Annotated in this window: 9 protein-coding genes; 1 reads left to right on the forward strand and 8 read right to left on the reverse strand. The window is 36.5% G+C overall.

Annotation, left to right across the window (positions count from 1 at the left end):
• Positions 1 to 72: 72 nt before the first annotated feature.
• The 8 genes from THEIN_RS10520 to THEIN_RS10555 form a co-directional block, all read right to left on the reverse strand.
• Complete coding sequence (locus THEIN_RS10520) at positions 73 to 1,665, reverse strand: methyl-accepting chemotaxis protein (RefSeq protein WP_013908650.1); 1,593 nt, start codon at positions 1,663 to 1,665, stop codon at positions 73 to 75.
• Between the two features lie 143 nt (positions 1,666 to 1,808).
• Positions 1,809 to 3,158: a sigma-54-dependent transcriptional regulator gene (locus THEIN_RS10525; RefSeq protein ID WP_013908651.1), complete on the reverse strand. Its 1,350-nt coding sequence runs from the start codon at positions 3,156 to 3,158 to the stop codon at positions 1,809 to 1,811.
• Positions 3,159 to 4,589, reverse strand: a complete 1,431-nt coding sequence (locus THEIN_RS11825) for a sensor histidine kinase (RefSeq protein ID WP_013908652.1) — start codon at positions 4,587 to 4,589, stop codon at positions 3,159 to 3,161.
• 15 nt (positions 4,590 to 4,604) lie between these two features.
• Positions 4,605 to 4,985, reverse strand: a complete 381-nt coding sequence (locus THEIN_RS10535; RefSeq protein ID WP_013908653.1) for a response regulator — start codon at positions 4,983 to 4,985, stop codon at positions 4,605 to 4,607.
• Positions 4,972 to 7,542: a PEP/pyruvate-binding domain-containing protein gene (locus THEIN_RS10540; RefSeq protein WP_013908654.1), complete on the reverse strand. Its 2,571-nt coding sequence runs from the start codon at positions 7,540 to 7,542 to the stop codon at positions 4,972 to 4,974. Before THEIN_RS10540 ends, THEIN_RS10535 begins: the two co-directional genes overlap by 14 nt.
• Positions 7,542 to 8,324 (reverse strand): TIGR02186 family protein, encoded by a 783-nt coding sequence (locus THEIN_RS10545; RefSeq protein ID WP_013908655.1) that lies wholly within the window; start codon positions 8,322 to 8,324, stop codon positions 7,542 to 7,544. The genes THEIN_RS10540 and THEIN_RS10545 overlap by 1 nt, the downstream gene beginning before the upstream one ends.
• Positions 8,324 to 9,268 (reverse strand): sulfite exporter TauE/SafE family protein, encoded by a 945-nt coding sequence (locus THEIN_RS10550; protein WP_013908656.1) that lies wholly within the window; start codon positions 9,266 to 9,268, stop codon positions 8,324 to 8,326. Before THEIN_RS10550 ends, THEIN_RS10545 begins: the two co-directional genes overlap by 1 nt.
• A gap of 18 nt (positions 9,269 to 9,286) precedes the next feature.
• Entirely contained in the window at positions 9,287 to 9,736 is a 450-nt protein-coding gene (locus tag THEIN_RS10555; protein ID WP_013908657.1) for a phospholipase D-like domain-containing protein, read from the reverse strand.
• Between the two features lie 607 nt (positions 9,737 to 10,343).
• Between THEIN_RS10555 and THEIN_RS10560 the strand changes: the two genes are divergently transcribed.
• A complete protein-coding gene (locus THEIN_RS10560) occupies positions 10,344 to 13,361 on the forward strand; it encodes an FAD-dependent oxidoreductase (protein WP_013908658.1) in 3,018 nt (1,005 codons plus the stop codon).
• Positions 13,362 to 13,370: the final 9 nt, after the last annotated feature.

Raw genomic sequence — 13,370 nt, forward strand, 5'->3', positions numbered from 1 at the left:
AATTTGGGAGAAAAATTTTGGATTTAAATAGAAATTCAGAAAAGGGGAGGGCGCCAAAAGGCGCCCGAAAAATCATACTTTAAAGCCTTCGGCTATTTGTTTAAGTTCTTCTGCTTTTTGCCTTATTTTTTCAATCTCTTGATCAAGGGTCTCTACGTTGACTTTGGCTTCGGATACTTTTTGGTAAGTAGTTTCGGCTTCCTCTTTTACTTCTTTTAAGGATTCTGACTGTTCAACTATTTTTGAAGCCACGTCGTCCATTACGGCGGTATGCTCTTCAACGGCTGATGCTATGGAAGAAGTGCTTTCATTAATAGATTTGATAGCCTCAGTAATTTCATCCACTGCTTTTCTGGCTGTGTGACTCTCAACCTGAATAGCTTCAAGCTTTTTAGTTATTTCTTCAGTAGCTTTAGCCGTTTGATTGGCTAACTCTTTTACTTCACTAGCTACAACCGCAAAGCCTTTTCCGGCTTCTCCTGCTCTAGCCGCTTCAATCGTGGCGTTTAGGGCTAAAAGGTTGGTTTGATTGGCAATTTGGGTAATCATTTCCGCAATAGAAGATACTGACTTAGCCATTTCGTCAAGCTTTAACATACGCTCTCGCGTATCTTCGGCCTTTATTACTGCTTCGTTAGTCATTTCTGAAGTTTTAGTAGTATTTTCGCTTATTTCTTTTACAGCAAGAGTAATTTGATTAATTAGTTCTTGTTCTTCATTTACACTTTGAATCATCTTTTCATTTGTTCTCAACAAAGACTGTGTCTCCTTTGTAGCTTCACTCATGTAATCTAAGGCTATTTTAGACGAAGTGGACACTTTAGCACTTTGAGCTACAAAATGTGAGCTATCTTTAATTTGAGCAATGATGTTTTTTAAATTGTTACATAAATTTCTAATAGCCTGAGCTATATTTTCAAATTCTACAACATAAAGTTTCTTAATTGAAACCGATAGATTGCCTTTTTGAATTTTATCAATGTTGGACAATAGATAATTTACATCAGAGCGAATTTTCCTACCAAAAAATGTTATAGCAGAAAGTAGTACTAGAATAATAAAAATTCCTGAGGCTAAAGTTTTCCACAGGGCCACATAGTATAAATCCTTAAAATCTTTTTCATAGAAGCCAGTAGCTACCACCCAGTTCCAGGGTTTAAAATCTTTAGCAAAGGTAAGTTTTGATTCTATTAAGTTAGCGTTATCCTCATATTGCCAGTAATAACGGGTAAAGCCTTCACCTTTTTCTTGAGCTACTTTGGCTATTTCATAAAAAAGTCTATTCCCTTTACGGTCTTTAACATCTGTAATATCTTTTCCATCAAGATTTGGTTTATAGGGATGCATTATCATTATTACCTTATCGGGATTATCGTTAGTTACAAAAAAGTAATCCTTCATCTGTTTTCCGTATCGTAATCTAGCTAAAGTTTCTTTGGCTAGTTTTTGGGCTTCTTCCCGGCTCAACTCTCCAGAAAGTTCTTTTTGGTGAAAAAACTCAAGAATGGAGTAGGCCTCTCTTACTAAGTCCTGAATACGCATGCGATAAGCAGCATCAAGCATGCGATAATTTTGATAAGACTGCCAGCCGATTAAAAAGGAAATCATAATAACTACTAAAACAACCTGAATCACAAAAAACCTGTTGATACTTAGACTTTTCATAAATAAACCCCCAAATTCAAAATTTTGAAGACAAAGTAGCACCACTGCACATTTCTTTGTTTCGGACAAGCTGACCAAGTACTTTAAAAGTACATATTTTTATAAATTATAAAGAAAAATATTAAGGGAAAGATCAGAAAAATTTAAGAAAGGTTCAGTTCTTTCATTTTTCGCCAGAGAGTGGTTCGGGAAATTCCTAATATTTTAGCAGCTTCTTTTTGATTAAAACCGGTGAGATAGAGGATACTTCTTATATATTGTTTTTCGTATTCTTTTAATGGTAGAAATTTAATGTCTGGCTGAGTCTTGCCTATTAATTTTAAGTCTGGAGGGAGTTCGCTAATCTCTAATGTCTTTTTATCACATAAAGCTACAGCTTGTTCAATGATGTTTTCCAATTCTCGAACATTTCCAGGAAAAGAATAATTTAATAATACTTTTATGAAATCAGGAGAAACTTTTTGGACGTCTTTCTTGAATTTTTGATTATATTTATCCAAAAAATGGAGAACTAGAGCTGGAATATCTTCTTTGCGTTCCCGTAAAGGAGGAACTTTTATATTCACCACATTTAAACGGAAAAAAAGGTCTTCTCTAAATTGGCCACTTTCGACCATTTTGCGTAAATCGCGGTTAGTTGCTGCAATAATACGCACATCAATAGCTACCGGTTTTGTGCCACCTAAACGATAAAATTGGCGCTCTTGAAGAACCCTTAATAATTTGACTTGAAGAGAAGAAGGACACTCTCCAACTTCATCTAAAAAAAGAGTTCCTTCATTAGCGGCCTCCAGGAGTCCAATGCGTTTACTTACTGCCCCTGTGAAAGCTTCTTTTTCGTGGCCGAAAAGTTCATTGGCAGCCAGATCCTCACTAAGAGCTCCGCAATTAAAGGCTACAAAAGGGTTATCCTTGCGAGGACTTAAATAGTGGATAGCTCGAGCAATAAGTTCTTTTCCTGTACCCGATTCGCCTTCAATTAATACATTGCAATCTAAAGGAGCAATTTTTAAAATTTTGTTAAATAGATTTTTCATTGCCGAGCTTTCCCCAATGAGCCCGGCAAAGTAACGACGTTGCTTTATTTTTAATCTTTCTTCACAAATCTCTAATCCTTCACTTTCTCTAAGGGCCTTTTTAATCAAGGCACGTAAGTCTTTTAAGTTAAACGGTTTAGGCAAGTAATAATAAGCTCCTTTTTTGGTTGCTTCTACTGCTCCTGGAATAGAAGCATACCCGGTAATCAAAATCACTGGTAAAGCAGAACAAATTTTGTGAAGCTCATCAAGGAGTATTAAGCCATCAATATCTGGTAAACGGATATCACTTATTACCAGATTACAAAAATTTTCTTCGATAAATCTCAAGGCAGGTAAACCTTTAGTGAAAGTGTGAACTTCGTAATCATCTTTGGAGAGAGCAGTTTTAAGACGCTTACAAGTTATCGGATCATCATCTATAATTACCAAACGTGGGGGATTTTCTTTAGACATCTAAGATGCCCCTCCCGTGTTTTCGTAAATAGGCAGCAAAATTCTAAAAGTGGTACCTTTTCCTTCTTCACTTTCCACTTCAATTTGCCCCTTATGTTTTTGAATAATACTATAAGAAACCGAAAGCCCCAAGCCAGTTCCTTTTTCTTTAGTGGTAAAAAAAGGTTCAAAAATTTTTTTTCTAATTTCTTCAGGAATACCTGGTCCTGTATCTGAAATTTCTATAACAGCTTGATTGTCTTTTTTCTTAACTCTAATTTCAAGTTTACCACCTTTGCCCATAGCCTGTATGGCATTTGTTATAATATTAATTAACACTTGTTGTAATTGGTTAAAATTTCCTCTAACATTCACTTCTTCATCTGGCAATATTATATTTCTTTTTATACCTTTTAGATTAATTTCACTTGTTACTAATTTAAGGCTTTCTTTGACCAGATTTCTTAGGTCAATTTTCTCAAGTTTGCTTTCTTTTTTGTTGCGAGCAAATTCTAATAAATGAGCTACTATTTCTCTAGCTCTTTCAGCTTCTTTATATATATCTTGTAACATTTCCTGTATTTCTTCTTGATCTAGTTCTTTAAAACTATCAATAATAACCTCTACCGTTAAGAAAATATTGTTTAAAGGATTATTAATTTCGTGAGCAATTCCTGATATAGTAGTTCCGATGGCTGCCATTTTTTCTGCTTGGATTACTTCCTGTTGCTTATCATTTAAGGATTTTATCATTTCATTAATAGCTTTTCTTAATTGTTCATACTCTTTATATTTTATAAACCCTTTTTCATGTTCTGGAATATAATTAGTTTGAGCTCCAGGTATTTTATGGGCATAATACGCCAAATATTCTATAGGTTTAATTATCCATGTAGCGAGAATATATGCTCCTATGGGAGCAACTATTAAAACTATAAAAATTATCAATACAGGAATTAATGAATATTTTTTAATATCATAATTTAATTTTTGAGTCGCTTTGTTTCTTAGTTGGTTAAAAATTACTACAATTTTATGGCCTTTTTTTCTGATTTCTTTAGCCTGTATTGGATTAATCTTTTCTTGTTCTAAAATATTTTCTAGAGTTGATTTGTAATCATCTATTATTTTTTTTAGCTCATTAATTTCGGCTTTGGTATCAAGGTTTTTTATGAAATCACTATTTTTTTGTAATTCTAATTCTAATTTTTCAATATAATCCATTGTATATAGAAGATCTTGTTTATTATGATACAATAAATAGTTTTTTTCATATCTGCGAACTTCTAATATTTGCCTGTCAATATTTTCAAGTTGAATCCATAAATATACTTTTTGGTCTAGCTTTTTAATACATATATAGGTAGCAGTTACTATAAATAATAATATTATAGTATAACAAGCGACAGCAATATATATTACCTTTTTTAAGGTTATATATTTATTTTTCAAAAAATATTTCTCCTATTAAGAACTTTCTAATTGTTCAATTGCTTTCATAACAGATTTTTTTAAATCATCTAGACGAAAAGGTTTTGGAATAAAGTCAAAAACACCTTCTTGTACTGCTCTACGAGCACTTTGGGCATCAGCATAACCGGTAATAATAATAATTTTGGCTTGAGGATTTAAAGCCTTGGCTTTTTCAAAAATCTCAAATCCATCGATATCCATCTTAAGATCTGTTACTACCACATCAAAAGGTTCTTTTTCTAAGGCCTCTAAGGCTTCTTTTCCGCTTGTATATATTAAAACTTCATAACCCATTTTTTCAAAAATTAGTTTAAGTCGTTTAACTACGATAGGTTCGTCATCAATTACCATAATTCTATATTTATGAAATGACATTTTGCCCCCTAATATTATATTTCCCTGATATAAACCCTTTAAAAGCTCTTTCTATGGATGAATCGTCTTCCATAAAGACATCAAGTTGTCTGGTAAAACCAATTAGTCGGCCAATCATTTCAAGAAGTCTTTCTATCTCTTCCAATGGTAAATTGGATAGTCTAGCGACTAACAAATCTCCTTTAGTAATAACGTTAAAATCATAATAACTAAGAATTTTTTCTATTAAACGAATACGGCGACTTCTTTTAGATAGGTCTGTTGCTCCTCCAAGAAAGCGGAAATAAATATGATTTTCTCGTACATTGGGGGAGCTATAAGTATCTAAAATATTAAAGTGATAACCAAAGCGAAGATTTAGGTTTAAATAATAAGTTGAAATGGCAGCTAAATTTTCTCCTGCATAACGTGGAGTTATATCAGGAGTTTTTATCATGCTGGAAATAAAATCTTTAATATCCATTTGAACAGCTTCAGTTTGCCATATTCCTGGTGTAAGCATACCTCTAAGAACAGCTTTAAAAGGAAGGCAGTTTACATCTTCTATTGTAACTTCATCTTTAGATTGGGCTTCATCTATTAACCCACCATCTAAATCAATAACTAATATGCCAGCCGGGATAGCTAGTTTAAGTTTTTTTGTTATATGTTTATCAAGTAAAGTTTTAGTATCTTTTCCTATATTAATAAGTTCTTGGACAGCCTTTTCATGACAAAAGCGCAGTATATCATGAAAGGTTTTACAAGCTTCAGGACGAAAATCTTTTATCAAGGGATCAACTAAGTTTAAGGGAGCCACTAGATGCAAAATTTTACGTAAGAGACGAAACTCTTTAGTATGTGCCAAGTCTAATTGAGAAGCGGCTTGAAATTTTAGGAGTTCTTCTACTCGGTCACGATAAATATAATTATCATCAGCATCAACGGTAATTACTTCTCCAGGTTTTACCAGTTCGGTAATATTGCCCATCCCTACAATAGCAGGAACACGAAATTCTCTACAAAGAGTAGCCATATGACTAGTGGGAGAACCTATATCTGTTAAAATAGCAGCAGCTTTAGGCATAATTCGTACAAAATGAGAAGAATCTCGCCGGGCCACTAAAACGGCACCTTCTGGGAATTTATCTAAATCCTCTAAGTTGTATGCAATAAAAACAGGTCCCGAAGCTATGCCTCCCTGAGCTATTAGTCCCTTTTTTTCGGCAATTATTTGGTATTTTTGTTTTATCTCTGGAAGGGGTTTTACTTCTATAACTTTATTAAGAAGTTGTAATGGGCGACTTTGTAAGATGTAAAGCGATCCTTTGTCATCTATAGTCCACTCTATATCTTGTGGCCGTTTAAAATAGCGTTCTAGTGACAATCCCGCTTTGGCTAGAACCTTGATTTCCTCATCAACAAGACATGGTTTCCTTTTAATATCTTCGGGTAAATAGGTCTCCACAATTTCTTCTTTCTGGGGAACAAAATAGTGAGTTTTTTCAAATATTTTTTTTTGCAAAATATGATTAGGGTCTTTTCGTGATACTATAAAATGATCCACAGGAAGAGAGCCCTCAACTATGGCTATTCCTAACCCCCAGTTAGCAGTAATTAAAATGGTTTCTAATTTAGGGTCCTGAGGATTAACCGTAAATATTACACCACTAGTACGTGCTTCTATGAGTTCTAAAAACCCTACAGCCATAGCCATATCAAGAAGATGACTGCCAAATCGTTTCGCATATTCAAGGGCCTTGGTACCAAAAAGACTAGCAATTACTTGTTTATAAGCTTGACTAAGGGCGGGAAGGGCAGGGGAGACATTGATTATTGTTTTAAATAGCCCAGCAAAAGATAATTCCTGGTCTTCTTCTTGAGCACTAGAACGAACAACCAACGGACGATCGCCACAAATTTCTTTATATCGTAATAGGGCGTCAGATAAATTTTTTTCTAACGATGGACTAAGTCTACCTTCAAGAATAGCTTTTTGAATCTTTTTTCTTTGTTCTTCTAATGTTATATCCCTGTTCTCAAGAGCTTTTTTAAAATTTTTAATTTCTTTTTCCAGATTATTAAAACTTATATATTCATAAAAGGCCGAAGAAGTAAGAATAAAACCATTGGGTATAGAAAAACCTAAACGACGTTTGATTTCAGCTAGGTGGGCCATTTTCCCGCCTACAAAATCTATAGCTTCTGGCCCAACTTCGTCTAACCACATTATTAGGGACACATTTTTTATATTCCCCTCTATCAAATTTTCTATTTGGGCATTTATTTGGTCAAATTTCTGATAAAGAATATCGTATTTGTTTTGACATAAAACATTTAAATTATGTATAGAACGAAAAACTGCTTCAGAAAGATCCCGGGACACTTGACGAATATAGGCCATGTCGAATATGTAATCTCCACTCAACTTGTCACCCATGTCAGCTATGAGCTCTAAGGCTTTGGTATTAGAATCAATTACTGCTCTAAATCTGGCAAAGACAGCGCGTAAAGAAATTCGCTCTTGATCACTTTGCTTTCTTCTAAGAACAGCGCCTAATTTTTTAATTATGCCCATTAATGTTTAGAACTCCCTTTGCCTCCAAATATCATGCCTACCCCTATCCCTGCCATTATAGCAATCACAATGGCTATAATTCCGTAAAGAGCTGGTCTCTTAAAAGCCAGTTCAGTAATTTTCTTTAAAAGGCCTACTTTTTGAACTTTGATAATATTTGTATTGCTTTCAACAATTTGACCATCTTTTACAGCATATACCGTAACTTTATAATTATCAGGTGGAGCTTGAAAAGGCCAGTAGGCTTTTAAAACAAAATCTGAACCATCTTTTCCGTTTTTAACTTTTATACTATTAAACTTTTGACGATAAAGGTTTAAATGTTCTTTAAATTTAATGAATTCTCTTGTCCATTTTTCCCTTTCGTTTTCAGGAACTCCTTCTATTTTTACCCCATAAAATAAAGCATTGTAGCCGATAGCATACTTTTTTTGTTCTTCTTTATTTAAAATCTTATCAATAGGTTTATTAGAGAAAACCATATAAACTATAGGTACAGGTTCAAAGGCAATTTCGCCAACATTCATCCAAAATAAACCTTTTACTTTACCTTTCCGTCTTAATACCAACTTTTCGGATTTGTCTTTAATAACAATTATATAATCTGCAGGATAATCTGTATGACCAGAAATTTCGAAATCTTTTCCGTTATAAAAAAAATGGATGGGAATATAGTTAGGAGTAACTTTAAAAGAAAGTGCGGCTTCAGCTTTTGGGAAAACAATTAATAAGAACAGACCAATGATAAAGATAGAAATCAGTAGTTTATTTCTCTTCATCATTAATGTCCTCCTTTGTAAGAGAGTAAAATATCTGGTTTCATTACTATGCTGAGTAACATTTTTATTGTTATAGCTAACACTATAATAGAAAGAAGAATTTTTAATTGATCTCCTTTTAGACGTCGTCCAATCCTAGCTCCGATTTGAGCTCCAAAAGTAGAACCTAATAGTAAAAGGATGGCTAAAATAAAATCTACAGTATGGTTAGTATAAGCTTGTAGGAAGGTAACCTCGGTGCAGGTAAACATTATCTGGAAAAGACTGGTTCCTACTACAACATGCATGGGCATACGAAGAAAATAAAGCATCACCGGCACCATGAGAAAACCTCCACCTACACCCATGATAGCGGCAAGGATTCCTACAAACATACCCAAGGCAATGGGAACTATAACTGAGTGAGAGACTCCAGACTTTTCAAAATAAACCTGGAAGGGGAGCCTACTTAGAAGAGAAGTCTTTTTAGTTTCTTCTAAAAATTCCCCAGAAGAAATGGCTGTAGCTCCTGGATTATTTTTTTGTTTGCTTTTGCGGAGAGCCATCAAACTTTCTACGAACATAAATCCGCCAACCAGGCCTAACATGACTACATAAGTAATCTTGATAAGGAAATTAGCGTTTCCCATAGCTTTTAATACTTTGATAATATGGACCCCTAGGGCACCCCCTGTAAAACCACCAATCAAAAGCAATAATCCCATCTTAAAATCAACGTTACCTAGACGCCAGTGAGCGATTACCCCAGAGGAAGAAGCAGCTACAATTTGGTTGGCATCAGTGGCAGCGGCCACGGTAGGTGGTATGCCAATCATAATGAGAAGAGGTGTCATTAAGAAACCGCCTCCAACACCAAATAATCCTGAGAGCAAACCGACCATCAAACCTAAGCCAACAATCAAAAAAATATTCACGCTAGTTAAAGCAATAGGTAAATAAAGATGCATAACTTTTCCTCCTTTCGTTTATTCCTCATAGTATGATTCAATATCTCTTTGTGATTCCGGGTCATTAGGTTTAGGGACAACAAGATACTGAAGATGAGAATAGGGCCAGTCTGGTTGGTTAATTAGCTTTTTTTCTATTTTTTCTAGCCACTTTTCTATATCTTTTATTTCTTCTCGATTTTCAATGGCGACTAATATTTGGACGGTATCTTTACGTTTCAACAAATCTAGGAGGGCGCTTTCCAAGTCTTTATCTTCGGAAAGGTATATTTTTAGTTCTATTTCCTCGGTTTCGGCCTTACTTCGTAATTTGGCCAAAAGCTTGGTCACTTCAGGAGAAGGATCTCCATCCATATCTAACAGAACGTAAACCTGACCGCCTTCTCGTTTGGCTAGCTGTAGGGCACAAAAACCTCCCCAAAGAATCACGGAAGATTCAAGCAAAACCAAAACTATGTCTTTGACCATTTTTATAGTTTCTCCTGTAAAATTTATATTATTGGGAAATAGCAATAACTATTCCAGAAAAATAGAGACGATATAATGAGGAGTTATAAACAATTAAAAAGCGGCCTGGATCTTGATGTTTAAAATTGAAATATTTGAGATCTTGCGAAGAAAATACAAAAAAACAATAAAAGGCTTTATTATCAACAATTTTTTGTTTTTATATCTATTTTGATTAATTGTTTTGAGATGTTCACTTTTGAAACCAAGCCAGGAAGAAGTTCTTAAAATATGATCAAAATTGTTTCAGAGTCGAAAAATTTATTTAACCTTGCTTAGTGCTTCGCGACATGGGCGAAGCAGTCTCTTGTTACTGTGAGCCCATATGGGCGACAGTCTTTATTCGCAAATAACAACACCGATAAAATGTCCCGCCTAAAACATAAATTTTTCCAGAAGGACTCAAGAGCTCACGAATAAAAGCTCATGCCTAATACAAAATGTCCGATAATGAACATTATGTAAAATATAATTAGCCGCGTCGCCTTCGTTCCTATTAATAGTTTTTGACAGAAAGTCTCGGTAAAGCTAAAACAACTTTTAGCCGAGAAGATTTTCTGGAGGCTTTATGGGCAAAGGTTCGGTTTTAGTAGTTGGTGGCGGAATTGCTGGGGTTCAAGCCGCTCTTGATCTGGCTGCCAGTGGTTTTTTCGTATACTTGGTGGAGAAAAAACCCGCTATCGGCGGCACCATGTCTCAACTCGATAAAACTTTTCCTACTAACGATTGTTCAATGTGTATCCTTTCTCCCAAGCTCGTGGAACTCTCCCGTAACCAAAACGTAAAACTGCTCACACTTTCCGAGGTTGTTTCATGTAAAGGCCAACCCGGGGATTTTACCGTAAAGATTAGGCGTTACCCCAGATATATAGATGAAGAAAAATGCATGGCCTGTGGTGAATGTGCCAAGAAGTGCCCTAAAAAAGTTCCCCACCAGTTTGACCAGGGACTTTCCTATCGTAAAGCTATTTATCTCATGTATCCCCAGGCTGTGCCTTTGAAATACGCCATTGATCCCGAAAACTGTATCCGTCTAAAGAAGCCGGGCAGATGTGGCTTTTGTGCTGAAGTGTGTCCATCTGGAGCTATAAATTTTGAACAAAAAATAGAAGACTTAGAAATCAATGTTGGAGTTATACTTTTAGCTACAGGTTTTGAAACGTTTGATTCGCATAAACTATATCTCCTGGGTTACGGAAATTTACCCCAGGTGATGACCTCTCTTGAATTTGAAAGAATCCTTTCGGCCTCAGGCCCTACAGGCGGCCAATTAGTTAGGCTTTATGACAGCAAGTCTATAAGAAAGATAGCCTGGCTTCAGTGTGTGGGTTCAAGAGATATAAACAGGGCCAAAACCCCCTACTGTTCTTCCATCTGTTGCATGTACGCCCTTAAACAGGCAGTCATAGCCAAGGAGCATGCTCACGGGCCACTTGAAACAGTTATTTTTTACATGGACATGCGCACCATGGGCAAAGGTTTTGAGGCTTACCTTGAAAGAGCAAAGGAAGAAGGCGTCCGTCTGGTGCGTTCACGTATTCATAGCATTTACCCTTCAGAAGATAAAATTATTTTGCGCTACTTAGATGGCGATAAGTTTAAAGAAGAAGATTTTGATCTTGTAGTTCTTTCGGTAGGAGTTAAGCCTAATTCTTCCTTACCTAATTTAGCGGAAATAACCAGCTCCTCTTTAGATGAGTTTGGTTTTCTAAAAACTGAATCTTTAGAAAGTAAGCCTGGTGTATTCGCTTTTGGCACGGCCATTGGCCCAAAAGATATTCCTGAAACGGTTACCGAGGCCATGGCGGCGGCGGCTAAGGCCGAAGAGTTTTTGGCCCCCGCCAGAAACACGGAAACCAGGAAAAAAGCCTATCTCCCTGAAAGGTTTGTCTTCCCAGAAGAGCCGCGCATAGGGGTTTTTGTCTGTCATTGTGGGTTTAATATTGCTGGCGTGGTAAAGGTGAAAGAAGTTGCCTCTTTTGCCGCTAATCTTCCAGATGTTTATTACGCTGGAGACCACACTTTTACTTGTGCCGAAAACACCATTAATAAAATTATTCAGATTATAAAAGAAAAGAACCTGAACCGTATAGTGGTAGCCGCCTGTACCCCACGAACTCACGAGCCCATTTTTCAGGACACTTTGAAAACGGCGGGCTTAAATCCCAACCTTTTTGAGATGGCCAATATTCGCGACCAGGACTCCTGGGTCCATCCCGATGATCCAGAGAGGGCTACCGAAAAGGCTAAAGAGCTGGTGCTTATGGCCGTAAACAGAGTGAGGCTTAAAAAGCCGGTTTCGGCTGGCTCTATAAAGGTTAGAAGAAAAGCTTTGGTAGTTGGCGGCGGATTAGCCGGGCTTCAAGCCGCTCTCTCTTTAGCTGATCAGGGTTTTGAGACTCATATTGTTGACAAGCAGGAAGAACTTGGCGGTTTTGCCCGAAAAATTTATCGCCCTCTTAAAGGGAAATTTTTACCCGAATTGGCTTTAGAACTAGCGGAAAAGGCCCAAAAACATCCTTTAATTAAGGTGCACTTACAGACAAAGGTAAAAGATACCTCGGGTTCGGTAGGGGATTTTAAGACCCAGCTTTCAAATGGAGAAAATATAGAACATGGCGTTGTTATCCTGGCCACCGGGGCCAGGCCCCACCTGCCCAAAGAGCCCCATTCTTTCGGCTATGGAGTCTCTCCTAAAGTCAAGCTTAACCTTGAACTTGATGAACTTATCCAAAAGAATCCTGAAAAGATAAAAAAAATAAAAGAAATAGTATTTATCCAGTGTGTGGGCTCTCGTACCCCTGAAAATCCGTACTGTAGCCGGGTGTGCTGTACCCGCACTATGGAACAGATTTTGGCTTTAAAGGACATAAACCCTAAATTAAAAATTTATGTGCTTTACCGGGATATCAGAACATACGGTTTTAAAGAACTCCTTTACCTTAAAGCCAGAAAAAAGGGAGCCCTTTTTATTCGTTATGAACCGGAAAGCCTCCCAGAAATTAAACTAAAAGATAATATTTTAGTCAAAATTTATGATTATACCGTTAAAAAAGAAATTGAATTAAAACCTGATTTACTTATTCTGGCAGTAGGAATTGAGCCAAACAAAGAAAGCAGGGAGCTCGCCAAGCTTTACAAATGTGCTTTAACGCAGGAAGGCTTTATGCTTGAGGCCCACCAAAAATTACGTCCGGTAGATTTTGCTACTGAAGGCATATTTATGGCCGGTCTCTGCCATTATCCCAAGCCTGCCGAAGAGAGTATGACGCAGGGGCTGGCCGCCGCCGCTAGAGCGGCCAATATTCTTTCTTGCGATGAACTCCCTCTTGAAGCGCAAGTAGCTGAAAGCGACCCGCGCAAATGTTCCGCCTGTGGTCAGTGCGAAAAAATCTGTCCGTATCAGGCGGTAAAACTTGAGGAGACTAAACTTTTTGGCCTGGTCTCCCGGGTTAATCGCTCTCTTTGTAAAGGATGCGGCAATTGTGTTTCTTCGTGCCGTTCAGGGGCTATAAAACTTAAAAATGTGGATGAAGAGATTTTAATATCCAGTGTTGAAGGTGTTTGTGGAAGATTGTGGTATTAAGGGGATAAA

Origin of the sequence: Thermodesulfatator indicus DSM 15286, assembly GCF_000217795.1 — a bacterium.
In the GTDB taxonomy this organism is placed as follows: domain Bacteria; phylum Desulfobacterota; class Thermodesulfobacteria; order Thermodesulfobacteriales; family Thermodesulfatatoraceae; genus Thermodesulfatator; species Thermodesulfatator indicus.

Bases quoted from the DNA above. Each gene is read 5' to 3' on its own strand.
- THEIN_RS10535 (WP_013908653.1), bottom strand. From the start codon at position 4,985: ATGTCATTTCATAAATATAGAATTATGGTAATTGATGACGAACCTATC.
- THEIN_RS10545 (WP_013908655.1), bottom strand. From the start codon at position 8,324: ATGATGAAGAGAAATAAACTACTGATTTCTATCTTTATCATTGGTCTG.
- THEIN_RS10555 (WP_013908657.1), bottom strand. From the start codon at position 9,736: ATGGTCAAAGACATAGTTTTGGTTTTGCTTGAATCTTCCGTGATTCTT.
- THEIN_RS10520 (WP_013908650.1), bottom strand. From the start codon at position 1,665: ATGAAAAGTCTAAGTATCAACAGGTTTTTTGTGATTCAGGTTGTTTTA.
- THEIN_RS10550 (WP_013908656.1), bottom strand. From the start codon at position 9,268: ATGCATCTTTATTTACCTATTGCTTTAACTAGCGTGAATATTTTTTTG.
- THEIN_RS10540 (WP_013908654.1), bottom strand. From the start codon at position 7,542: ATGGGCATAATTAAAAAATTAGGCGCTGTTCTTAGAAGAAAGCAAAGT.
- THEIN_RS10560 (WP_013908658.1), top strand. From the start codon at position 10,344: ATGGGCAAAGGTTCGGTTTTAGTAGTTGGTGGCGGAATTGCTGGGGTT.
- THEIN_RS10525 (WP_013908651.1), bottom strand. From the start codon at position 3,158: ATGTCTAAAGAAAATCCCCCACGTTTGGTAATTATAGATGATGATCCG.